Genomic DNA, 21,260 nt, shown 5'->3' on the forward strand with positions numbered 1-21,260 from the left:
AGTCAGGAGGAATGAATGGCAGGAATCGATCGTCCGGAAATCGTCGGCCTCGAATTGCCGACCGGGACCGACCCCGTGTCGGTGCGCAAGCGTATCGAGGCGATGGAAATGCTGCTCGAACGCAGCTTCCGCATTCCCGGCATCAATTACCCGATCGGCCTCGACGCGCTGGTCGGCCTCGTCCCTGTGCTCGGCGATATCGTGACGACCGCGATGGGCGCCTACATCGTGTGGGAAGCGCGCAACCTGAACATGCCGCGCTGGAAAATCTGGCGCATGATCGGCAATGTCGGCATCGACGCCGCGCTCGGCGCAGTCCCGGTGGTAGGCGATGCGGCCGACATCCTGTTCCGCTCGAACACGCGCAACCTGCGCATCGTGAAGAAGCACCTCGACAAGAATTTCCCGTCGAGCCGCATTATCGAAGGCTGAGGCCAAGATAGTTTCACCCGAGACGACTTCGCGCTAGGGCCTGCGGTCATGGCGAAGGACGTTACCTACTCATCCTATCTCGATCTCGAGCGCATCCTCGGCGCGCAGCATCCTTCCTCGGATGCGCATGACGAGATGCTGTTCATCATCGTCCACCAGGCGAGCGAGCTGTGGCTCAAGCTGTGCCTGCACGAGCTGACCGAGGCCCGCGCGCATATCATGGACGACCGGCTGCGGCCGGCCTTCAAGATGCTCGCCCGCGTGGCGCGTGCGCAGGGGCAGCTGATTCAGAGCTGGGACGTGCTGAGCACCATGACGCCGCACGACTATTCGACCATCCGCCCGCACCTCGGCGGGTCTAGCGGCTTCCAGAGCGCGCAGTACCGGATGATGGAATTCCTCCTCGGTGGCCGAAAGCCGAACATGATCACCATGCACGAGGCGACGCCCGATGTGGCCGAGGCCCTGCGCGAGGAACTGACGCGGCCGAGCATCTATCACGAAACGATCAAGCTGCTTGCGCGCCGCGGTTTCGACATTCCCGCCGAAGTGCTGGACCGCCCGGTCGACGCGCCCTGGACCCACTCGCCGCAAGTCGAGGCGGCGTGGGCGAAGATCTACCAGGACCCGAAGGAGCACTGGGATCTCTACGAGTTGGCGGAAAAGCTGGTCGATCTGGAATACCACTTCCAGCGCTGGCGCTTCGGGCACCTGAAGACAGTCGAGCGGATCATCGGCTTCAAGACCGGCACCGGCGGAACGCCCGGCGTGCCTTATCTCGAAGGCGTGCTCAAAGCGGCCTTCTTCCCCGAACTGCTCAGCGTGCGGACCGCGCTCTGATGGCCGACCGGCGCATCTGGGATATCAGCCAAGTCCTGCGCCCGGGCCTGCCGGTGTGGCCGGGCGATACCGAGTTCGCCTTCGAACGCAGCTGGCGGATGGAAGATGGCTCGCCGGTCAATGTCGGGCGGATGACGATGAGCACCCATTCGGGCACGCATGGCGATGCGCCGCTGCATTATTCGCAAGGCGCGGCGGATGCGGCTTCCATGTCGCTCGATCCCTATCTCGGCGAATGCCTGGTGGTCGATGCGCGCGGCGCTTCGGGGGCGATTCAAGTCGCCGACCTGCCGGAGATCGACGGCGTGGCGCGCGTGCTCTTCCGCACCTTCGAGGCGTTTCCGCACGAGCAATGGGATAGCGAATTCACCGCGATCGCGCCCGAGACGATCGCATGGCTGGCGCAGCGCGGCGTCGTACTTGTCGGGACCGACGCGCCATCGGTCGATCCGCAGGAATCGAAGACGATGGATGCGCACAAGGCGGTGCTCCAACACGACATGCGCATCCTCGAAGGGCTGGTGCTCGATGACGTGCCGGCGGGACGATACGAGCTGATCGCCCTGCCGCTAAAGATCGCGGGAGGCGATGCCGGTCTGTGCCGCGCAATCCTGAGGGAGCTGGCATGAGCCTGATCGAACAAGCGCGCGAGTTCGACGCGGCCGACCCGCTGCGCGATTATCGCAGCCGCTTCGACCTCCCCGAAGGCGTGATCTATCTCGACGGCAATTCGCTCGGCGCGCTGCCGAAGGCGACGCGCGAGCGAATCGGCCATGTGGTCGATTCCGAATGGGGCCGCGATCTCATCCGCAGCTGGAACCCGACCGAGGCGGGCGGCGACTGGATCGCCATGCCGCAGCGCATCGGCGCGAAGATCGCCCCGCTGATCGGCGCGCGCGAACACGAGGTGATCGCCTGCGACAGCGTGTCGGTGAACCTCGCCAAGCTGATCGGCGCAGCACTCCACATGCGCCCCGATCGCAAGGTCGTGCTGTCCGAACCGGGCAACTTCCCGACCGACCTCTACATGGTGCAGGGCAGCCCTGCCGAGCAGCGCCTGGCCGGGCGCGACGCGATCCTCGATGCGCTGGACGAGGATGTAGCGCTGCTCATGCTGACCCACGTCCACTACAAGACCGGCGAGATGTTCGACATGGCCGCGCTCACCCGCGCGGCGCAGGAAGTCGGCGCGCTGGTGCTGTGGGACCTGTCGCACTCGGGCGGAGCGGTGCCGGTCGATCTCGACGGATGCGGCGCGGATTTCGCAGTCGGCTGCGGCTACAAATATCTGAACGGCGGCCCCGGCGCGCCCGCCTATGCCTATGTCGCCGAGCGCCATCACGATGCGCTGGTCAATCCGGTGAGCGGCTGGATGGGGCATGCCGCCCCGTTCGAGTTCTCCGACGAATATCGCCCTGCACCCGGCGTCACCCGCTTGCTCGCAGGGACGCCGCCGATCCTCTCGATGGCCGCGCTCGAAAGCGGGGTCGAGCTGGTCGCGGAGATCGGGATGGAGCGCCTTGTCGGAAAGTCGCGTCACATGAGCGAGTTTTTCCGCGCCGCCATGGCCGAGCATTGCCCGGACCTCGCCTGCGTCAGTCCGCAAGATCCGGCCCGGCGGGGTAGCCAGCTCTCCTTCCGACACCCGGAAGCCTACGCCCTGTGCCAGGCGCTGATCGCGCGCGGCATCATCGGCGACTTCCGCGCGCCCGACATCCTGCGCTTCGGCTTCGCGCCGGCCTATGTCGGTTTCGAGGACGCGGCCAAGGCCGTCCTCGCGCTCGCGGAAATCCTCGATAGCGGGGAATGGGATTGCGAGGAGTTCAAGCGCCGCGCCGCGGTAACCTGAGCGCGCGCTACTCTTCCAGTTCGATGTCCCAGTAGAGCCAGTCGCGCCACGTTTCGTGGAGGTAGTTCGGCGGGAAGCTCTTGCCGGTCTGCTGCAACTGCCAGCTCGTCGGGCGGATCGGATCGACCATCAGCTGCATATGCGCCTGCCTCGGCGTGCGGCCGCCCTTCTTCATGTTGCAGGGCGCGCAGGCGGTGGCGATGTTTTCCCAGCTCGTCTTCCCGCCCAGCCGGCGCGGCACCACGTGGTCGAAGGTCAGGTGGTCTTTCGAGCCGCAATACTGGCAGGTGAAGCGATCGCGCAGGAACAGGTTGAAGCGCGTGAAGGCGGGCCATTCGCTCTGCTTCACATAGTCGCGCAGGGCGATGACGCTGGGGATCTGCATGTCGAGCGAGGGCGAGTGGACGCGCCGCTCGTAACTCTCGACGATGGTCACCCGGTCGAGGAACACCGCCTTGATCGCGGTCTGCCACGGCCACAGGCTCAGCGGATAATAGGATAGCGGCGTGTAGTCCGCGTTGAGCACGAGCGCCGGGCAAGCCGACAGATTCCTCGTCGGATCATCCTCGGCGCGTCTCAGCTGCGCCGCTCGCTCCATCAGTTCGGCCTTGAACACTGCCCGCGTTCCTCCCCGATTGATTGCAAGGGAACACTTGCCCAAAAAAACGTCAAGCCTGTTACAGGTGCGCAATCCACAGCGAATTTATGTAGCGTTTCCCGCGAGTCGCACGATGAGGAGTGTCAAGCGCCAGATGACCGTGACCCGCTTCGCCCCGAGCCCGAACGGTCCGCTGCATCTCGGCCATGCCTATGCCGCGATCATTGCGCATGATCTCGCGAAGGAGCGGGGCGGGCGGTTCCTCCTGCGGGTGGAAGATATCGACGGCCCGCGCTCGCGCCCCGAATTCGCCGAGGCATTCCGCGAAGACCTCGCCTGGCTCGGGCTCGAATGGGAGGAAGTGCCCGCGCAATCGACCCGGCTGGCAAGCTACGAGGAAGCGGCGCAGCGCCTGCTCGCCGAGGGCTATCTCTACCCCTGCACCTGCACCCGTGCCGAGATCGAGGCGATGCGGCCGCGGCTCGGCAAGGAGGGGCATATCTATCCCGGCACCTGCAAGGGGCGCTTGCTCGACCCGGAAAAGCCGGCCGCCCTGCGGCTCGATATCGACCGGGCCCTGAACGATGTCGGCGAGCTGAGCTGGCATGACGAGCTGGCGGGCGAGCAACGTGCCGATCCGCGCGAGTTCGGCGACGTCGTGCTGGTGCGCAAGGATGCTCCCGCGAGTTATCACCTCGCCGCGACGCTCGACGATGCCGCCGATGGCATCACATTGGTGACGCGCGGCATGGACCTGTTCCCCGCAACGCACATCCACCGCCTGTTGCAGGCGCTGCTCGGCCTGCCGGTTCCGACGTGGCACCACCACAAGCTGCTGTTCGACGAAAGCGGCCGCAAGCTCGCCAAGCGGCGCGGTTCGAAAGGACTGTCGGATTTGCGCGCCGAGGGAATAGATGGGAAAGCGCTTGCAACCGATTTGCGCGCCGGGCGTTTCCCGGCTGGAATTTCCCTCGATCCTTCCTAGGTAGGTTGCATGACACAATTTCTCATCATCGTCCTCATCGTGCTGTGCGGACTTGTCGTCTTTTCGCTCATCAAGGGCATCGTCGCCTTCCTCAAGACGACCAAGATCGACCTCGAGAACAACACGGGCGAAACCGCGACCGACATGCAGCTGGCGCAGAACAAGGCGATGTTCGCGCGCATCAAGTACCAGGCGCTCGCCATCCTCGTGGTTGCCGTGATATTGATGCTGAACCAGTAACGCTTTCCTCGGGGAGGAGGGGCAATGGTCAAGCTCAACAAGATCTACACCAAGACCGGCGACGACGGTTCGACCGGCCTTGTCGACGGCTCGCGCACACCCAAGCACGGGCCGCGCATCGACGCGATCGGCGCGGTCGACGAAGCCAACAGCGCGATCGGCTGGGTCGGCGCACTGCTCGCGGCGAGCGACTTCGCGACCGAGCTGTTCCGCATCCAGAACGACCTGTTCGACCTCGGAGCCGACCTTGCGACGCCGGGCGAGGATTTCGAACCGAGCGAGACGGTGCTTCGCATCGTTGCTCCGCAGGTGGAGTGGGTCGAAGCGCGGATCGACGCGCTGACCGAGCATCTCGAGCCGCTCGACAGCTTCGTCCTGCCGGGCGGGACCGATTCAGCCGCCCGCGCACATGTCGCCCGCGCCTCGATCCGCCGGGCCGAGCGCGCCATGTCGGCCCTCGCGGCCCTGGAGCCGGTCAATCCGCAGGCACTCGCCTATATCAACCGCCTGTCGGACTATTTCTTCGTCCTCGCCCGCTCGCTCAACGACCATGGCGAGCGCGACGTGAAGTGGGTGCCGGGCGCAAACCGCTAGCCAGCACCGCCAAGGCCCGCTAACAGGCCGCCTTTGCTGCACTTGCGAAGGAAATTGCGGACATGAAGAAAGTCGCCGTCATCGGTGCGGGCCAGATGGGTTCGGGCATCGCGCAGACCGTCGCGCAATTCGGCCACGAGGTCATGCTGTCAGACGTCAGCCTCGAACTCGCGCAGGCCGCTGTCGGCCGGATCGATGCGGGGCTCGCAAAGCTCGTCGAACGCGGCAAGGTCGATGGCGCGGAAGCCAAGGCGACCATGAGTCGGATCACCCCGGTCGGCGACTACGCACCCATGTCGGAAGCGGACCTGATCATCGAGGCCGCGACCGAGAAGGAAGAGATCAAGAAGGCGATCTTCGAAGCGGCGGGCAAGGTGCTTGCGAGCGACGCGATCATGGCCTCGAACACCAGCTCGATCCCGATCACCCGCATGGCGAATTATTCGCCCGACCCGGCTCGCTTCATCGGCCTGCACTTCTTCAACCCGGTCCCGGTGATGAAGCTGATCGAGGTCATCCCCGGCCTTGCGACCGCAAAGGCGACGACCGATGACATCGTCGAATTTGCCGAAAGCCTCGGCAAGGAAGTGGTCCTGTCGCAGGACGAGCCGGGCTTCGTCGTCAACCGCATCCTGCTGCCGATGATCAACGAGGCGATCTTCGTCCTCGGCCAGTCGACGGCGAGCATCGAGGATATCGACAAGGGCTGCCGCCTCGGCCTCAACCACCCGATGGGCCCGCTGCAGCTGGCCGATTTCGTCGGGCTGGATACCTGCCTCGACATCATCATGGTGCTCTACAAGACGACCCGCGATGCGAAATATCGTCCCGCGCCGCTGCTGGTGAAATATGTCGAAGCCGGCTGGCTCGGTCGCAAGACGGGCAAGGGTTTCTACGATTATTCGGGCGAAATGCCGGTTCCGACGCGCTGATTGTCGGAACCGCCGCGCCGTGCGGTCCGTTGGTTGTGCAAAGGAGATTTTGCATGACCGACACCAAGGTAGAGAGCCAGGAAGCCCGCCAGGCGAACCTCGCGCCCGAAACGCACAACGACGAGCAGGACGATCATCGCAACCAGGCGCAGGAAGTCGCCGAGCAGGCGATGGCGACCACCGCCGCGACGCGCAGTCCGACCGAGAGCGAGAAGAGCGACAACAGCTCCGGGCTGATGAACGATTCGACGCAGGACACGATCGATCACATGCGCGACATGGAAAGCTCGGGCCGGATCGACATGGACGCCTTCAAGGGCGAGCCGAACCACGACGACAATGTCGACAAATATGGCGAGAGCAACAAGCTCGACGGCCTGCGCGGGGACGGTTCCTAGAGCGGCTTGCCGCCGAGGCCGCCGTCCCGCAGCAGCCACAGCGCGACGACCAGCAGGACGGCCCCGGAACTCACCGTGTAGCTCAGCCAGCGCATATGCAGCGCGCGCGGTGCATCGACCGCGTGCGTTTGCAGGCGCGACAGTGATGCGCAGGCGTTCCGCTGTGCCGACCACGACACGACGCCGCCGATGATGATGAAGATGGTGGCGATCCCCTGCGCGAGCCATGGGGGTTCGAATTCGCCGAAGACGGCCCTGAAACCGAGCCCGATACCGATGGCTGCGAAGGCCGTTCTCAGCCAGCCGGCGTAAGTCCGTTCGGTTGCCTGTACGGTGCGATCTTCGGCCCAATCGGTGCGGTTTTCCGCCCAGTCGGTGCGCTTTTCCGCAAGGTCAGTCGAGTTGTCCTTCTTCTCCGCCATCGACGGTAGTAACGGATTCCTCGACACCGGGTTCCGTCGAGACCAGCGGCTCGATATCCCGCGGCGTCGGGTCGAAACCGACCGGATCGATGCCCGACGGGTCGATACCCGCAGCATCGTCGACCAGGTCGTCGTCCGAGGCACGGTATTCCTCGCGCTCCGAACGCTCGGGGCGCTGCGATCGTGAGGAGCGGCGCTCGTTGACCCGTTCGATCGTCTCGCGATGTTTTTGCATGTCCGCCATGAGCTCGCGCGATGTGTCGCGCTGTTCTTCCGACGGCACGAGAACGGCCGCGCCTACCAGCACGACACCCATGATACCCAGCGCGACGACGCGCATGTCGATACGGCCCGATGACATAACCCGTTCGATATAGCGAAACGGGGTTAACGTTCGGTAGGGCTGGCCGCCTTCTTCAATTCGTACAGGATTTCAAGCGCATCGCGCGGGGAGAGCGCGTCGACATCGAGCGCATCGAGCCTGTCGCGCAGCTCGTCGCGGGCTTCCTCCACCGGTTCGCTCGCGGCGGCGAACAGCGGCAGATCGCCGAGGCCTGCCGCGATGCCGCCGGTTTCCGCACGCCCCTTTTCGAGCCTGTCGAGGACCGATTTTGCCCGCGCGACGACCGGTTTCGGAATGCCGGCAAGCTTGGCAACCGCGAGGCCGTAGCTGCGGTCCGCCGCGCCCATTGCGAGTTCGTGGAGAAGGACGAGGTCGCCCTTCCATTCGCGCGCGCGAACATGGTGCAGCGAGAGCGCGTCGCAGCTTTCCGCGAGCCGCGAAAGCTCGTGATAATGGGTCGCGAACAGGCAGCGGCAGCGATTGGTCTCATGCACCGCCTCGACCACCGCCCATGCGAGCGCGAGGCCATCGTAAGTGGATGTGCCGCGCCCGACCTCGTCGAGAATGACGAAGCTTCGTTCCGTCGCCTGAGCGAGGATTGCCGCGGTTTCGACCATCTCGACCATGAAGGTCGAGCGCCCGCGCGCGAGATTGTCCGACGCGCCGACGCGGCTGAAGAGCCGGTCGACCAAGCCGATGCGTGCCGTCTTCGCAGGCACGAACCCGCCCGCCTGCGCGAGCAGCACAATAAGCGCGTTCTGGCGCAGGAAGGTCGATTTGCCGCCCATGTTCGGACCGCCGATCAGCCACAGCCGGTCGTCCGGGCCGAGCGAGCAGTCGTTGGCAACGAAGCGCTCTCCCGACCGGGCGAGGGCGGCTTCGACAACCGGATGGCGTCCTTCGCATATGTCGAGGCAGGCATCGGGCAGGATTTCCGGTTCGCACCAGTCGCCCTCTGCCGCGCGCTCCGCCTGCCCGGCGGCGACGTCGATCCGCGCGAGCGCGGCGGCGGTCGCGGCGATGGCCTCGCGCGCGGCGACGACTTCGCCGACAAGCTGCGCGAAGTGCTGTTCTTCTAGGGCAAGCGCATGGCCGCCCGCTTCGCTGATGCGTCCGGCTTCCTCGTGCAGGCTGAGCGAGTTGAAGCGCACCGCGCCCTTCATCGTCTGGCGATGGGTGAAGCCGCTGTCGGGGGCCATCAGCGCGTCTGCATGGCGGCTCGGCACCTCGATGAAATAGCCGAGCACGCCGTTGTGCTTGATCTTGAGCGAAGAGATGCCGGTGTCCTCGCGGTAGCGGCTCTCGAGCGCGGCGATCGCGCGGCGGGCATTGCCCGACACCTGCCGCAACTCGTCGAGCGAGGCGTCGTATCCTTCCGCAATGTAGCCGCCGTTCGATCGCTCGGTCGGCGGCGCGGGGACCAGTGCGCGCTGCAAATGGTCGACCAGCGCGCCGTGCCCGGCCATTGCGGGAAGCAGCGCCTCGAGCAGGGCGGGGCGGTCGGGCTTGGCGGCGAGGTGGTCGCGAATGCGCCGCGCTTCTCCCAGCCCGTCGCGGATCTGGCCGAGATCGCGCGGGCTGCCGCGTTCGGCGACCACGCGGCCGAGCGCACGCCCGATGTCGGGCAGCGAGCGCAGGACTTCGCGCAGGTCGGCGCGCAGCAGCGGGTCGCGGTGGAACCAGCGGACAAGCTTGAGCCGCTCGGCAATGGCGTTTTCGTCGCACAGCGGGGCGGACAGGTCCTCGGCCAGCAGCCGGGCCCCTGCGCCGGTCACGCAGCGGTCGATTGCTGCGATCAGGCTGCCCTGCCGCGTTCCCTGCTGGGAGGCGAGGATTTCGAGGCTGGTACGTGTCGCCTCGTCCATCGCCAGATGCTTCTCGCCAGCCCGCACCACCGGCGGCAAGAGGAAAGGCAGCGAGCCGCGCCCGGCGTGTTCGAGATAGGCGACAAGCCCGCCTGCCGCCGCCAGCATCGCGCGGTCGAAATCACCGAAGGCGTCGAGCGTCGCGACGTCGTGCAGTGCCTTCAGCCGCGCTTCGCCTTCCTCGCTCGAAAAGCTGGAGCGCGCGCGTTCGATGGCTGCGTCGGGAAAGGGCTCGAAGCCTTCGGGCACGACCAGTTCGCTCGCCCCGATCCGTGCGAGTGCCGCACCCGCCGCTTCGGGCTCGAAGCTTTCCAGTTCCATCCGCCCGGTCGAAATGTCGCAGCTCGCAAGGCCGAGGCGCCCGCGCACCTCGCACAGCGCGGCTAGCACATTCGCCCGGCGCGGTTCGAGCAGCGCTTCCTCGGTCAGCGTGCCTGCAGTGACGAAGCGCACGATGTCGCGCTTCACCAGCGCCTTCGACACCGGCGAGCCTTCGCGGCGTGCACGTTCCTTCGCTTCTTCGGGCGTTTCGACCTGTTCCGCGATGGCGACACGGCAGCCGGCCTTGATCAGCCGGGCGAGATAGCCTTCCGCCGAATGGACCGGCACGCCGCACATCGGCACCGGTTCCCCGCCGTGCTCGCCGCGCGTCGTCAGCGCGATATCGAGGATGGCGGCGGCTTCTTTCGCATCGTCGAAGAACAGTTCGAAGAAGTCGCCCATCCGGTAGAACAGCAGGCAGCCTTCGGCCTCCGCCTTCAGCGCCAGGTACTGTTCCATCATCGGGGTGGGTTTGCCCGCCATGGGGACGGGTAAAGCGAGGGGCGCGCGATTCGGGAAGGGCGGGCAATTGCCTTTCCCCTGTCGCCTTTCCCCTATCCCTTGCCGTATTGCTTCGCTAAGCGCGCCAGACGTAACGGAAATACCAAGGGGGATCCAATCGTGGACGACGAAAAGCCCGGCAGCTTCACCACGCGCGAGGCGCTGTTCTATCACGAGACGATCCGGCCCGGTAAAATCGAGATCATCGCCTCGAAGCCGATGGCTTCCCAGCGCGACCTCAGCCTCGCCTATTCGCCGGGCGTCGCCGCGCCGGTCGAGGCCATTGCCGAGAACCCGCAGCTTGCCGCCAATTACACCGCGCGCTCGAACCTCGTCGCGGTCATTTCCAACGGGACCGCGATCCTCGGCCTCGGCAATCTCGGCGCGCTTGCCTCCAAGCCGGTGATGGAAGGCAAGGCAGTGCTGTTCAAGCGCTTCGCCGACGTCGATTCGATCGACATCGAGCTTGCCACCGAAGACCCGGATGCCTTCATCAACGCGGTCGCGCTGATGGAACCGACCTTCGGCGGCATCAACCTCGAGGATATCAAGGCGCCCGAGTGCTTCATCATCGAGCAGGCCCTGCGCGAACGGATGAACATTCCGATCATGCATGACGACCAGCACGGCACGGCGATCATTACCGCCGCCGGGCTGCTCAACGCCTGTCACCTGACCGGGCGCGACATCAAGGATGTGAAGGTCGTGGTGAACGGCGCGGGTGCCGCCGCCATCGCCTGTACCGCGCTCGTCAAGGCGATGGGCGTGCAGCACGACAACGTCATCATGTGCGACCGCTCCGGCCCGATCACCCCGAACCGCGAAGGCGTCGACCAGTGGAAGAGCGCCCACGCGGTAGAAACCAGCGCGGGCAGCCTCGAAGAAGCCCTCGTCGGGGCTGACATCTTTCTCGGCCTGTCGGCTGCCGGTGCGCTCAAGCCGGAGTGGGTCAAGAAGATGGCCGACAAGCCGATCATCTTCGCCATGGCCAACCCGGTGCCGGAAATCATGCCCGACGATGCGAAGGCCGTGCGCCCCGATGCGATCGTCGCGACCGGTCGCTCGGACTTTCCGAACCAGGTCAACAACGTGCTCGGCTTTCCCTTCATCTTCCGCGGCGCGCTCGACGTGCAGGCGACCGCGATCAACGAGGAAATGAAGATCGCCGCGGCCGAGGCTATCGCCACCCTCGCGCGCGAACGCGTGCCGGAGGAGGTCGCGGCAGCCTACGGCGTGAACCACAAGTTCGGCACCGACTACATCATTCCCGCGCCGTTCGATCCGCGCCTGATGGAAGTCGTCTCCTCCGCGGTCGCGCAGGCCGCGATGGACACCGGCGTCGCGCAGGCGCCAATCGCGGACATGGATGCCTATCGCCTCGACCTGAAGGCGCGGCTCAATCCGACGACCGCGATCCTCACCAACGTCTACGAGATCGCCAAGGCGAATCCGAAGCGCGTGGTCTTCGCCGAAGCGGAAGAGGACGTGGTGCTGCGCGCCGCGATCCAGTTCCGTGATTTCGGCTACGGCAAGCCGATCCTCGTCGGGCGGACCAAGGCGGTCGCCGACAAGCTGCACCAGCTCGGGGTCGAGAACCCGGGCGACTACGAGATCCAGAACTCGGCCGATTCCGAATACGTCCCGCAGATGGTCGAGTACCTCTACAAGCGCTTGCAGCGTAAGGGTTACACCGAGCGCGACGTGCGCCGCATGGTCAACCAGGAACGCAACGTCTTCGCCGCGCTGCTGGTCGCACTCGGCCACGGCGATGCGGTCATCTCCGGCCTCACGCGCACTTTCGCGCAGACCGCGCGCGAGATTAACCGCGTGCTCGATCCCAAGCCCGGCGCGGTGCCTTTCGGCATCCACATGATGATCGGCAAGAACCACACGACGTTCCTTGCCGACACGACGATCAACGAGCGCCCGAGCGCCGAGCAGCTCGCCCATATCGCCAAGGAAACCGCCGCCGTTGCCCGCCGCATGGGCCACGAACCGCGCGTTGCCTTCCTCTCCTATTCGACCTTCGGCAACCCTTCGGGCCAGTGGCTCGCCAATATCCGCGAGGCGGTGGCGCTGCTCGACGAGGAGAAGCCGGATTTCGAATACGAAGGCGAAATGGCGCCCGATGCCGCGCTCAACACCAAGGTGATGGAGCTTTATCCGTTCAGCCGCCTGTCCGGGCCGGCGAATGTGCTCATCATGCCGGGCCTGCAGTCGGCCAATCTGTCGGCGAAGTTGCTGCGCGAACTGGCGGGCAATGCGACCATCGGTCCGATGCTGATCGGCATGGAAAAGCCGGTGCAGATCGCCCCGATGACCGCCATCGCCCCCGACGTGCTGACGCTGAGCGTGCTCGCAGCGGCCGGCGTCGTCGGCTGATCCGGGCAGCGTAATCGCGATGCAGCCGATCGCTTGCCAGCGGCACCGCTTCGCCATTCCCGGCGACGTGCATTATTTGAACTGCGCCTACATGGCCCCGCTCGCCGACACGGTAGTCGAAGCGGTCGAGCGCGGCGCGCGGCGCAAGCAGCGTCCGTGGGAAGTGCGGCCCGAGCACTTCTTCAGCCTATCAGAGCATTTCCGCGAGCGGGCGGCGGCCATCATCGGCACGCCGGGCGACAATCTCGCGATCGTGCCCTCGGTCAGCTACGGGCTCGCTATCGCGGCGCGCAACCTGCCGTTCGCGAGCGGGCAGCAGATCGTCACGCTCGCCGACCAGTTTCCCTCCAACGTCTATCCCTGGCGCGAGCTGGCGGCGGGCAAGGGCGGGGAGGTCGTCACAGTCCGGCGCGAGGCCGGGGCCTGCTGGAGCGAAGCCGTGCTCGACGCGATCGGTCCGGACACCGCAATCGTCGCACTGCCGCATTGCCACTGGGCCGACGGGCGGAAAGTCGATCTCGAAGCCGTCGGGCGCAAGGCGCGCGAACATGGCGCGGCGCTGGTGCTCGACCTGACGCAGTCGCTGGGCGCGATGCCGATCGACTTCGCCGCCGTGCAACCCGATTTCGCCGTCGCGGCCTGCTACAAATGGCTCTTCGGCCCCTACGGGATCGGCATTCTCTACGCCGATCCGAAGTATCTCGACGGCACGCCGATCGAGAACAACTGGATCAACCGCGGCGGGTCGGAAGATTTCGCCCGGCTGGTCGATTATCGCGACGACTTCCAGCCCGGTGCGCGGCGCTTCGACATGGGCGAGAAGAGCAATCCGCCGCTGCTCGAAGGCGCGAGCGCGGCCATCGACTTCCTGCTGGAATTCGGGGTCGAGGCGATTGCCGAAACGCTCGGCCGCGAGACCTGCTCCATTGCGAAAGAGGCGGGTGAGCTTGGCCTGAAGTCCGCCGGGCTCGAAACCCGTGCGAACCATTTCCTCGCGCTCGAATTTCCCGACGGCGTGCCCGATGGGCTGACCGACCGGCTGGCGGAAAAGAACGTGCTCGTCTCGCTACGCGGCAATTCGCTGCGCGTTACTCCGCACCTTTACAACACGCCGGAAGACCGCGCCGCGCTGATCGCGGCCCTGCGCCCGGACTGAGGCAAGCGCCTAGCGCCTGAGATACTGGAAGTACCAGACCTCGTGGCCATAGACCGTGCGCGCCTTGTGCTCGTAGCGGGTTTCCGGCCAGCCCGACGGACGGTTCTCCCAGTCGCTGCGCCCATCGACTTTCCATTCGAACGCGTCGGTGTGGCGCTGCATCACCATCAGTGCGTGGCGCAAATAGACCGGGTGGTCGGTCCCGAAGCGGAAGACGCCGCCCGGTTTCAGTTTCGCCGCGAACATCTCGACCGGGCCGTCGTTCATCATCCGGCGCTTGGCATGCTTGTTCTTCGGCCACGGATCGGGATGCAGCAGGTAGAGCATCGTCAGCGAGCCGTCGGGCACGCGGCTGAGCACTTCCAGCGCATCGCCCATATAGAGCCGCACGTTGGCGAGCTTCTGGTCCTCGATATGTGTCAGCGCCTGCGCGACGCCGTTGACGAAGGGCTCGGCGCCGATGAAGCCATGGTCGGGCAGCAGGTCGGCGCGGTAGGCGAGATGCTCCCCGCCGCCGAAGCCGATCTCGAAATGCATCGGGCGATCATGCCCGAGCAGGCGCTCTGACGTGACCGGGCCTTCCTCCGGCACGGCGATCTGCGGATAGAGATTGTCGACCAGCGCCTGCTGGCGCGCGCGCAGCGGCTTGCCCTGGCTGCGGCCATACAGCCGGTTGAGGGTTGTCGGGTCGCCTTCCTTGAATGCACTCATGCGCGGCCCCGTAGGCCAAGCGGCGCATAAAGAAAACACCCGGAGCGTCGCCGCCCCGGGTGCCGAATTCCCGTCCAGGATTAATTCGCTTAGGCGGCTTCCGCCGTGCTTTCCGGGTCGCGCAGCACGTAGCCGCGGCCCCATACGGTCTCGATATAGTTCTCGCCGCCGCATGCATGGCTGAGCTTCTTGCGCAGCTTGCAGATGAAGACGTCGATGATCTTGAGTTCCGGCTCGTCCATCCCGCCATAGAGGTGGTTGAGGAACATTTCCTTGGTCAGCGTGGTGCCCTTGCGCAGCGAAAGCAGCTCGAGCATCGCGTATTCCTTACCGGTGAGGTGGACGCGGGCGCCGTCGACTTCGACGGTCTTCGCATCGAGGTTCACGGCAAGCTTGCCGGTGCGGATGATCGACTGGCTGTGGCCCTTCGAACGACGCACGACGGCGTGGATGCGGGCGACCAGCTCTTCGCGGTGGAAGGGCTTGGTCACATAGTCGTCGGCGCCGAAGCCGAACGAGCGGATCTTGGAGTCCATTTCGGCAATGCCCGAAAGGATCAGGACCGGCGTCTGCACCTTGGCGACGCGCAGCTTCTTGAGCACGTCGTAGCCATGCATGTCGGGCAGGTTCAGGTCGAGCAGGATGATGTCGTAATCATACAGCTTGCCCAGATCCAAGCCTTCTTCGCCGAGGTCGGTCGAATAGACATTGAAGCCTTCGGTCGTGAGCATGAGCTCGATGGCCTTCGCCGTGGTCGGCTCGTCCTCGATCAACAGTACGCGCATGGGTAGGTCCCCCTTTGCCCCAGAACTCTTTCAGTCCAATCCGTGCGGTAACCCCTCGCTAAGAGGTGTTGCCCTTCATTAACCACACAAGGTCTGAACGGAAAAGGTTAACGTCGCGTAAAAGGGCGCGTTAGAAATTTGTGAGTCTTTTGAGTCACAGTGGTTTATCGGCCGTTTACCGGACCGGCCCGCCGCCTAGATCCCGGCGATCTTCTTCGCCCGCCGCCGCTGCACGCTGGAGCCGATGCCCATCGCCTCGCGATATTTCGCGACCGTGCGGCGGGCTATATCGAAGCCTTCCGCCTTGAGCAGTTCGACCAGCTTGTCGTCGGAGAGGATCTTCTTCGGGTCCTCCGCATCGGTTAGCGTCTTGATGCGCGCCTTGACCGCCTCGGAGGACGCGCCTTCGCCGTCCGCGCTGCCGACGCCGCTGGTGAAGAAGTACTTCAGCTCGAAAGTGCCGCGCTCGCAATGCAGGTACTTGTTGCTGGTCACGCGGCTGACCGTGCTTTCGTGCATTTCGATCGCTTCGGCCACTTCGCGCAAGGTGAGCGGCTTCAGTTCCGACACGCCGCGGCGGAAGAAACCGTCCTGCTGCTTCACGATTTCGGCTGCCGTCTTGAGGATCGTCTTCTGCCGCTGGTCGAGCGCCTTGATCAGCCAGTTCGCATCGGCGAGCTTTTCGCCCAACCAGGCGCGGCTTTCCTTGTCGGTGCAACCGCCTTTCAGCTCGACGTAGTATTCGCGGTTCACGACGAGGCGCGGCAGGGTCGCCTCGTTGATCTTGATATCCCAGCCCTGCGCCTCGTTGGACGAAAGCAGGATGTCGGGCACGACCGCGGCTTCCGCGCTGCCGCCGTATTTGAGGCCCGGCTTCGGATCGTATTCGCGCAGCTCGGACAGCATGTCGGCGAAATCCTCGTCATCGACATCGCACATGCGCTTGAGGCGCGCGAACTCGCCCTTTGCGACGAGGTCGAGATTGTCGATCAGCCGCGCCATGCACGGATCGTAGCGGTCCGCTTCCTTCGCCTGCAGCGCGAGGCATTCGGAAAGCGAGCGCGCGCCGACGCCGGTCGGATCAAGCGACTGGACGGCTTCGAGTGCGCGTTCGACCTCGCCCGGCATCACCCCGAGCGATCCGGCCACTTCGCGCAGGTCCGCCGCAAGGTAGCCCGCTTCATCGAGCAGTCCGATCAGGTGGTGCGCGATAAACTCCTCGCGCGCATCGCCTGCGACCGCGCCGATCTGTTCGAGCAAGTGCTCGGCAAGCGTCGGCCCGGCATCGGCGCGGTTTTCGAGGTCCGGCATTTCGCTGCCGAGTGATCCGGCAGCGCTGCCCCACTCGCCGTCGCCCGTGTCGCGGTCGCGGTCGAGCGCGCCTGCATCGATGTCGAGCGCGGCCTCGCCGGCACCTGCGTCGGCTTCGGGCTCGGGGAGCGAGAAATCGTCATCGGCTGCGGACTGATCGCCGGCCTCGCGGCTGACCTCGCCTGCCTCTAGCAGCGGATTGGCTTCGAGCGCTTCGCCGATGAAGGTTTCGATTTCCAGATTGGACAGCGCCAGCAGCTTGATCGCCTGCTGCAACTGCGGCGTCATCACCAGCGATTGCGTCTGCCGGAGGTCTAGTCTCGGACCCAGCGCCATCGATCAGGTCACAATGTAAATGAGTCGCCCAGGTAGAGGCGGCGCACGTTTTCGTCGGCTACGAGATCCTGCGGCGTGCCCGCGAAGAGCACCTGGCCGCCATATATGATGCACGCGCGATCGACGATATCGAGCGTCTCGCGCACGTTGTGATCGGTGATGAGCACGCCGATGCCGCGCTGCTTCAGGTCCTTCACCAGGTCGCGGATGTCGCTGATCGACAGCGGGTCGATCCCGGCGAAGGGTTCGTCGAGCAGCATGATCGACGGTTTCGCGGCGAGCGCGCGGGCGATTTCGCAGCGGCGGCGTTCACCGCCCGACAGCGCCATCGCCGGGCTTTCGCGCAGGCGGGTAAGGCCGAATTCGTCGAGCAGGCGTTCCAGTTCCGCCTTGCGGGTTTCCGGGTCCGGCTCGACCATTTCGAGCACGCAGTTGATGTTCTGCTCGACCGTCATGCCGCGAAAGATGCTGGTTTCCTGCGGCAGGTAGCCGAGGCCGAGGATCGCGCGGCGATACATCGGCAGGTTGGTCACGTCCTCTTCGTCCATGAGGATGCGGCCGCTGTCGGGCTTCACCAGTCCCATGATCGAATAGAAGCAGGTCGTTTTGCCCGCACCGTTCGGGCCGAGCAGGCCGAGCACTTCGCCCTTGCCGACGGTGAGCGAAATGTCGGTCAGGACCGCGCGCTTGTCGTAGCTCTTGGCGATCGAAATGACTTCGAGACCGCCATTGGGAAGCGGCGCACGCGCGTCGGCCGACGGGGCCTCTTCCGGATGCTCGGTAACATTCATCAGGGTCTCTTTAGCAATGGAAAGCCCCTTGCAAACCCCTGCGGCGCAGGATTTGGCAAGATTCCTGCATGGTTCTCGTTTGAACGGGTATCAGGTTCGACGAAACGCAACATTTGTTGCATTGTGGTTACCAAACTTGATCGCGGGGCCGGGATTTGAGATAGTCCGACTCGGACGAGGACAAAGGAGGCGCACATGGGCAAGGCGCTCGACAAAACAGTCGCACAGAATCAATCGGTTGAGCATCGCCATTCGACGGACTGGCGAAAGAAGATGAGCGACAATGTCGCCTACGCTCTGCTGACTTACACGGGCTTGCAGATCTTCGTGACCACCGGGGCGATGAAATCGACCGGCATGTCGATCCTGCCCTATCTCGCGCTCGTGGTGCTCGTTGCCGGTATCATTCCGGCCTGCCGCGCCTTCGAACGGCGCTGGCGCAACCTGTCCGACGAGGATGCCGCAAGCATGGAACTCGCCGGTGCATTCCGCCGCGACCAGGTCATGCTGTGGTTGCTCGCCATCGGGCTGCCCTTCCTGATCACCGGCGTGATCAAGGGTCTCGCCGCGCTCTTCTAAGCGCGCTTGCCGCAAATTCCGCCTGCCCCTAAGCCGGGCGCATGATCACCAAGCAAACCGCGCTCGACAGCGCCCAACGGCTCGTCGCGCTTGCCCGCGCCGCCGGAGCCGATGCAGCCGACAGCGTCGCCACCGCGAGTGCATCCGAAAGCGTGACCGTGCGTCTCGGCGACCTCGAGGATGTCGAGCGGTCCGAGGATGAATCGGTCGGCCTTCGCGTATTCGTCGGCAAGCGGTCCGCCAGCGTCAGCGGGAGCGACCTGTCGGAAGACGGCCTTGCGCAGATGGCCGAACGCGCGGTGGCAATGGCCCGCCACGCTCCAGAAGACCCTTACGCACAGCTTGCACCCGAAGACCTGCTCGCCCGCGGCCCCTTCGCCGATTTCGACCTGAAGGATGCGGACGAACCCTCGCCTGAAAAGCTGCGCGAGAAAGCTCTCGAGATCGAGGATGCGGCGCGCGCCGTCGAAGGCGTGACCAATTCCAACGGGGCAAGCGCGGGTGCGGGCCGTTCGCTCGCCGCGCTGGTGACCAGCAATGGTTTCGCCGCCGCCTACGAAGCTTCCAACCGCTACTACAGCGCAAGCATGATCGCGGGCGAGGGCGATGCGATGCAGCGCGATTACGAAGCGCGCTCGGCCCGCCATACGGAAGACCTGCCCGAGGCGGCGGAGATCGGGCGCGAGGCAGCGCGGCGGGCTGTCGGGCGGCTCGATCCCAAGCGATTGCCCAGCGGGGCGATGCCGGTCCTGTTCGACCCGCGTGTCGGCGTCTCGCTCGTCGGGCACCTGATCGGCGCGATGAGCGGCATGTCCGCGGCGCGGCGTTCGACTTTCCTGCTCGACCGGCTTGAGGAAGAGCTGTTCGATCCCTCGATCCGCATTCTCGAAGACCCGCACCGTGTGCGCGGAATGCGCTCGCGCCCGTTCGATGGCGAGGGACTGCCGACCACGCCGCGCGCGCTGGTGGAGCACGGCCGCGTCACCGGCTGGCTCGCCAATATGGCCGCTGCCGCACAGCTCGGTATTGCGCCGACCGGCCACGCGGTGCGCGGCGCGTCGGGCGCTCCGGGTATCTCGGTGAGCAATGTCGACCTGCTTGCAGGCGACCAGTCGCCCGAGGAACTGATGGCCGACATCAAGGACGGCGTCTTGGTCACCGAACTGATCGGTCAGGGCGTCAATGCGATCACCGGCGACTACAGCCGCGGCGCGTCGGGGCGGCGGATCCGCGACGGCAAGCTGGCCGAGCCGGTGTCCGAATTCACCATCGCCGGGAACCTTGTGCCGATGTTCGCCGCTTTACGGGCAGCGAACGATCTCGAAACCGATCGCGCGATCAATGTGCCGACGTTGCGGGTCGACGGGATGACGATAGCGGGGGAGTAAAGAATGCGGGAATGGATGCGCTGGCTGATCGGGTTTTCGCTGCTGCTGGTGGCGGGGCCCGCCTTTGCGATCCTGCCCGCCGCCCCCGAGACGAGCGAGCCGGCCATCGCCGCGCCAGCAACCCCGCTGGAGGAAACGCGCGACCCTGAAGCCGACACACGCATCGAGACGCGCATTCGGGAAATCTTTGCCGAAGTCCCCTCACTCGCCGCAGTCGAGGTTGAGGTGTCGGAAGGCGTCGTAACACTGACCGGCTCCGCCCCTGACCAGGCGGCGATCGACCGCGCCGAAACCATCGCGAGCCGCTTCGACGTCGCAACGGTCGAGAATTCGATCGAGCGCGATGTATCGGTCGACAGTGGTATCGGCGCGCTTGAATCGCTGAGCGACCGTATCGCCGGATGGGGCAAGCTTGCCCCGCTGGTCGGGGTCGCGCTGCTCGTCGCTATCATCATCGGCGCATTCGGCTACCTGCTAGCAAGCTTCTCCGGCTTCTGGAGGCGCGTGACGCCCAACCCCTTCCTCGCCGAACTGGTAGCAAGCGCGATCCGCTTCGTATTCGTCGTTATGGGTCTCGTCATTGCGCTCGACATGCTCGGGGCGGGGGCATTGCTCGGCGCGGTCCTCGGCGGCGCGGGTGTCATCGGTATCGCACTCGGCTTCGCTATGCGCGACACGATCGAGAATTACGTCGCCTCGCTCATGCTCAGCCTGCGCCAGCCGTTCCGGGCGAACGACCATGTGCTGATCGACGACAAGGAAGGCCGCGTCATCCGGCTGACGAGCCGCGCGACGATCCTCATGACGCTGGACGGCAACCATTTGCGCATTCCCAACAGCCAGGTCTTCAAGGCGGTCATCCTCAATTACACGACCAACCCGCAGCGCCGCTTCGAATTCGAGCTGGGCATCGATGCCGACGACGATCCCAATGCCGCGCGGCACCTGGGGCGCGAAACCCTGAAAGGGCTGGCCTTCGTGCTCGACGAACCGCCGCCCGAAGCGCGGGTCGAGCAAGTCGGCGACAGCAATATCGTGATCAAGTTCCTCGGCTGGATCGACCAGCGGGAAGCCGACTGGTTCAAGGCCAAGAGCCGCGCCATCGCCGCGGTCAAGGCAGCGCTGGAAGATGCCGGTTTCGGCCTGCCCGAGCCGATTTACCGCCTGCGCTTCGATGCACGCACCACGCCGCTGCCGCTACAGAACGTAGAGCTCCACGCGGCCAGCCCCGCTCCGGCGCCCGCCGTGGCCGAGCCGGAGAAGAAGCCTGCCGTCGTTGCTCCGGTAAGCGAGGACGTCACCCCGCAAGACGAAATCGCGCAGATGGTCGAGGAAGAGCGCAAGGCGGGCGGCGGCGATCAGGACAAGGACCTGCTCGACCACAGCCGGCCTACTGAATGATTTTTGGGCAAGCGCATCCGCGCTTGCATCCTCGGCGCTAATCCCTCCGCTACGCTTCGGGGCACCTGCGGGCGGGCGGTCGCCCTTGCGGCGGGCCGGA

Annotated in this window: 22 protein-coding genes; 14 read left to right on the forward strand and 8 right to left on the reverse strand. The window is 65.3% G+C overall.

Annotated elements, in window-relative coordinates; all coding sequences use genetic code 11:
* The first annotated feature begins 15 nt into the window (after positions 1-15).
* Genes EO245_RS03515 through kynU form a run of 4 tightly spaced genes read left to right on the forward strand, consistent with a single transcriptional unit; the run spans position 16 to position 3,121 of the window.
* Positions 16-432, forward strand: coding sequence for a DUF4112 domain-containing protein (locus EO245_RS03515; protein WP_128891633.1), 417 nt, complete (start codon positions 16-18; stop codon positions 430-432).
* A gap of 48 nt (positions 433-480) precedes the next feature.
* On the forward strand, positions 481-1,272 hold the full coding sequence (locus tag EO245_RS03520) for a tryptophan 2,3-dioxygenase (protein ID WP_128891634.1): 792 nt from the start codon (positions 481-483) through the stop codon (positions 1,270-1,272).
* Entirely contained in the window at positions 1,272-1,901 is a 630-nt protein-coding gene (gene kynB / locus EO245_RS03525) for an arylformamidase (RefSeq protein ID WP_128891635.1), read from the forward strand. The genes EO245_RS03520 and kynB overlap by 1 nt, the downstream gene beginning before the upstream one ends.
* 2 nt (positions 1,902-1,903) lie before the next feature.
* A complete protein-coding gene (kynU, locus tag EO245_RS03530; RefSeq protein WP_128893444.1) occupies positions 1,904-3,121 on the forward strand; it encodes a kynureninase in 1,218 nt (405 codons plus the stop codon).
* Positions 3,122-3,128: 7 nt separating this feature from the next.
* Here kynU and EO245_RS03535 read toward each other — a convergent pair whose 3' ends face one another.
* On the reverse strand, positions 3,129-3,737 hold the full coding sequence (locus EO245_RS03535; protein ID WP_128891636.1) for an HNH endonuclease: 609 nt from the start codon (positions 3,735-3,737) through the stop codon (positions 3,129-3,131).
* A 136-nt stretch (positions 3,738-3,873) separates the two neighbouring features.
* Here EO245_RS03535 and gluQRS point away from each other — a divergent pair, with 136 nt between their 5' ends.
* The 5 genes from gluQRS to EO245_RS03560 all read left to right on the forward strand — a co-directional run bounded on the left by gluQRS (position 3,874) and on the right by EO245_RS03560 (position 6,868).
* Entirely contained in the window at positions 3,874-4,704 is an 831-nt protein-coding gene (gene gluQRS, locus EO245_RS03540; RefSeq protein WP_128893445.1) for a tRNA glutamyl-Q(34) synthetase GluQRS, read from the forward strand.
* Positions 4,705-4,713: 9 nt separating this feature from the next.
* Positions 4,714-4,944, forward strand: a complete 231-nt coding sequence (locus EO245_RS03545; protein ID WP_128891637.1) for a hypothetical protein — start codon at positions 4,714-4,716, stop codon at positions 4,942-4,944.
* Positions 4,945-4,968: 24 nt separating this feature from the next.
* Complete coding sequence (locus tag EO245_RS03550) at positions 4,969-5,538, forward strand: cob(I)yrinic acid a,c-diamide adenosyltransferase (RefSeq protein ID WP_128891638.1); 570 nt, start codon at positions 4,969-4,971, stop codon at positions 5,536-5,538.
* 62 nt (positions 5,539-5,600) lie between these two features.
* On the forward strand, positions 5,601-6,470 hold the full coding sequence (locus EO245_RS03555; protein ID WP_128891639.1) for a 3-hydroxyacyl-CoA dehydrogenase NAD-binding domain-containing protein: 870 nt from the start codon (positions 5,601-5,603) through the stop codon (positions 6,468-6,470).
* 53 nt (positions 6,471-6,523) lie between these two features.
* Positions 6,524-6,868: a hypothetical protein gene (locus EO245_RS03560; RefSeq protein ID WP_128891640.1), complete on the forward strand. Its 345-nt coding sequence runs from the start codon at positions 6,524-6,526 to the stop codon at positions 6,866-6,868.
* On the opposite strand, the gene EO245_RS03565 is transcribed toward EO245_RS03560, so the two are convergent.
* Genes EO245_RS03565 through mutS form a run of 3 tightly spaced genes read right to left on the reverse strand, consistent with a single transcriptional unit; the run spans position 6,865 to position 10,302 of the window.
* Positions 6,865-7,290 (reverse strand): YidH family protein, encoded by a 426-nt coding sequence (locus EO245_RS03565; RefSeq protein WP_128891641.1) that lies wholly within the window; start codon positions 7,288-7,290, stop codon positions 6,865-6,867. The two genes, EO245_RS03560 and EO245_RS03565, sit on opposite strands and share 4 nt — an antisense overlap.
* Positions 7,262-7,651, reverse strand: a complete 390-nt coding sequence (locus EO245_RS03570) for a hypothetical protein (protein WP_128891642.1) — start codon at positions 7,649-7,651, stop codon at positions 7,262-7,264. The genes EO245_RS03565 and EO245_RS03570 overlap by 29 nt, the downstream gene beginning before the upstream one ends.
* Before the next feature lie 26 nt (positions 7,652-7,677).
* On the reverse strand, positions 7,678-10,302 hold the full coding sequence (mutS, locus tag EO245_RS03575; protein ID WP_234026946.1) for a DNA mismatch repair protein MutS: 2,625 nt from the start codon (positions 10,300-10,302) through the stop codon (positions 7,678-7,680).
* A 138-nt stretch (positions 10,303-10,440) separates the two neighbouring features.
* Here mutS and EO245_RS03580 point away from each other — a divergent pair, with 138 nt between their 5' ends.
* The gene (locus EO245_RS03580; protein ID WP_128891643.1) at positions 10,441-12,702 is read left to right on the forward strand and encodes an NADP-dependent malic enzyme; all 2,262 of its coding nucleotides are present in this window, start codon (positions 10,441-10,443) and stop codon (positions 12,700-12,702) included.
* A gap of 19 nt (positions 12,703-12,721) precedes the next feature.
* Positions 12,722-13,858, forward strand: a complete 1,137-nt coding sequence (locus EO245_RS03585) for an aminotransferase class V-fold PLP-dependent enzyme (protein WP_128891644.1) — start codon at positions 12,722-12,724, stop codon at positions 13,856-13,858.
* Positions 13,859-13,867: 9 nt separating this feature from the next.
* On the opposite strand, the gene EO245_RS03590 is transcribed toward EO245_RS03585, so the two are convergent.
* The 4 genes from EO245_RS03590 to lptB form a co-directional block, all read right to left on the reverse strand.
* Positions 13,868-14,569 carry a tRNA (guanosine(46)-N(7))-methyltransferase TrmB gene (locus EO245_RS03590; RefSeq protein WP_128891645.1) on the reverse strand — a complete coding sequence of 234 codons (702 nt, stop codon included), beginning with the start codon at positions 14,567-14,569 and terminating at the stop codon, positions 13,868-13,870.
* A gap of 89 nt (positions 14,570-14,658) precedes the next feature.
* Positions 14,659-15,354, reverse strand: coding sequence for a response regulator transcription factor CtrA (gene ctrA, locus EO245_RS03595; RefSeq protein WP_128891646.1), 696 nt, complete (start codon positions 15,352-15,354; stop codon positions 14,659-14,661).
* A 195-nt stretch (positions 15,355-15,549) separates the two neighbouring features.
* Positions 15,550-17,001, reverse strand: coding sequence for an RNA polymerase factor sigma-54 (rpoN, locus tag EO245_RS03600; RefSeq protein WP_128891647.1), 1,452 nt, complete (start codon positions 16,999-17,001; stop codon positions 15,550-15,552).
* A gap of 8 nt (positions 17,002-17,009) precedes the next feature.
* On the reverse strand, positions 17,010-17,792 hold the full coding sequence (gene lptB, locus EO245_RS03605; protein ID WP_128891648.1) for an LPS export ABC transporter ATP-binding protein: 783 nt from the start codon (positions 17,790-17,792) through the stop codon (positions 17,010-17,012).
* A 273-nt stretch (positions 17,793-18,065) separates the two neighbouring features.
* On the opposite strand from lptB, the gene EO245_RS03610 reads away from it, so the two are divergent.
* From EO245_RS03610 to EO245_RS03620, 3 genes are read left to right on the forward strand one after another with little or no spacing between them, the layout of a single operon-like run.
* On the forward strand, positions 18,066-18,371 hold the full coding sequence (locus EO245_RS03610; RefSeq protein ID WP_234026947.1) for a hypothetical protein: 306 nt from the start codon (positions 18,066-18,068) through the stop codon (positions 18,369-18,371).
* Between the two features lie 41 nt (positions 18,372-18,412).
* Entirely contained in the window at positions 18,413-19,759 is a 1,347-nt protein-coding gene (locus EO245_RS03615; RefSeq protein ID WP_128891650.1) for a TldD/PmbA family protein, read from the forward strand.
* A 3-nt stretch (positions 19,760-19,762) separates the two neighbouring features.
* A complete protein-coding gene (locus EO245_RS03620) occupies positions 19,763-21,160 on the forward strand; it encodes a mechanosensitive ion channel family protein (protein WP_234026948.1) in 1,398 nt (465 codons plus the stop codon).
* Positions 21,161-21,260: the final 100 nt, after the last annotated feature.

The organism is Erythrobacter sp. HKB08 (genome assembly GCF_004114695.1).
Taxonomy (GTDB): Bacteria; Pseudomonadota; Alphaproteobacteria; order Sphingomonadales; family Sphingomonadaceae; genus Parerythrobacter_A.

Coding starts and splice junctions, on each gene's coding strand:
- EO245_RS03520 (WP_128891634.1), top strand. CDS start 481: ATGGCGAAGGACGTTACCTACTCATCCTATCTCGATCTCGAGCGCATC.
- EO245_RS03565 (WP_128891641.1), bottom strand. CDS start 7,290: ATGGCGGAGAAGAAGGACAACTCGACTGACCTTGCGGAAAAGCGCACC.
- EO245_RS03515 (WP_128891633.1), top strand. CDS start 16: ATGGCAGGAATCGATCGTCCGGAAATCGTCGGCCTCGAATTGCCGACC.
- ctrA (WP_128891646.1), bottom strand. CDS start 15,354: ATGCGCGTACTGTTGATCGAGGACGAGCCGACCACGGCGAAGGCCATC.
- EO245_RS03615 (WP_128891650.1), top strand. CDS start 18,413: ATGATCACCAAGCAAACCGCGCTCGACAGCGCCCAACGGCTCGTCGCG.
- lptB (WP_128891648.1), bottom strand. CDS start 17,792: ATGAATGTTACCGAGCATCCGGAAGAGGCCCCGTCGGCCGACGCGCGT.
- EO245_RS03590 (WP_128891645.1), bottom strand. CDS start 14,569: ATGAGTGCATTCAAGGAAGGCGACCCGACAACCCTCAACCGGCTGTAT.
- rpoN (WP_128891647.1), bottom strand. CDS start 17,001: ATGGCGCTGGGTCCGAGACTAGACCTCCGGCAGACGCAATCGCTGGTG.
- EO245_RS03620 (WP_234026948.1), top strand. CDS start 19,763: ATGCGGGAATGGATGCGCTGGCTGATCGGGTTTTCGCTGCTGCTGGTG.
- EO245_RS03555 (WP_128891639.1), top strand. CDS start 5,601: ATGAAGAAAGTCGCCGTCATCGGTGCGGGCCAGATGGGTTCGGGCATC.
- EO245_RS03545 (WP_128891637.1), top strand. CDS start 4,714: ATGACACAATTTCTCATCATCGTCCTCATCGTGCTGTGCGGACTTGTC.
- mutS (WP_234026946.1), bottom strand. CDS start 10,302: ATGGCGGGCAAACCCACCCCGATGATGGAACAGTACCTGGCGCTGAAG.
- EO245_RS03610 (WP_234026947.1), top strand. CDS start 18,066: ATGAGCGACAATGTCGCCTACGCTCTGCTGACTTACACGGGCTTGCAG.
- EO245_RS03570 (WP_128891642.1), bottom strand. CDS start 7,651: ATGTCATCGGGCCGTATCGACATGCGCGTCGTCGCGCTGGGTATCATG.
- kynB (WP_128891635.1), top strand. CDS start 1,272: ATGGCCGACCGGCGCATCTGGGATATCAGCCAAGTCCTGCGCCCGGGC.
- EO245_RS03585 (WP_128891644.1), top strand. CDS start 12,722: ATGCAGCCGATCGCTTGCCAGCGGCACCGCTTCGCCATTCCCGGCGAC.
- EO245_RS03560 (WP_128891640.1), top strand. CDS start 6,524: ATGACCGACACCAAGGTAGAGAGCCAGGAAGCCCGCCAGGCGAACCTC.
- gluQRS (WP_128893445.1), top strand. CDS start 3,874: ATGACCGTGACCCGCTTCGCCCCGAGCCCGAACGGTCCGCTGCATCTC.
- EO245_RS03550 (WP_128891638.1), top strand. CDS start 4,969: ATGGTCAAGCTCAACAAGATCTACACCAAGACCGGCGACGACGGTTCG.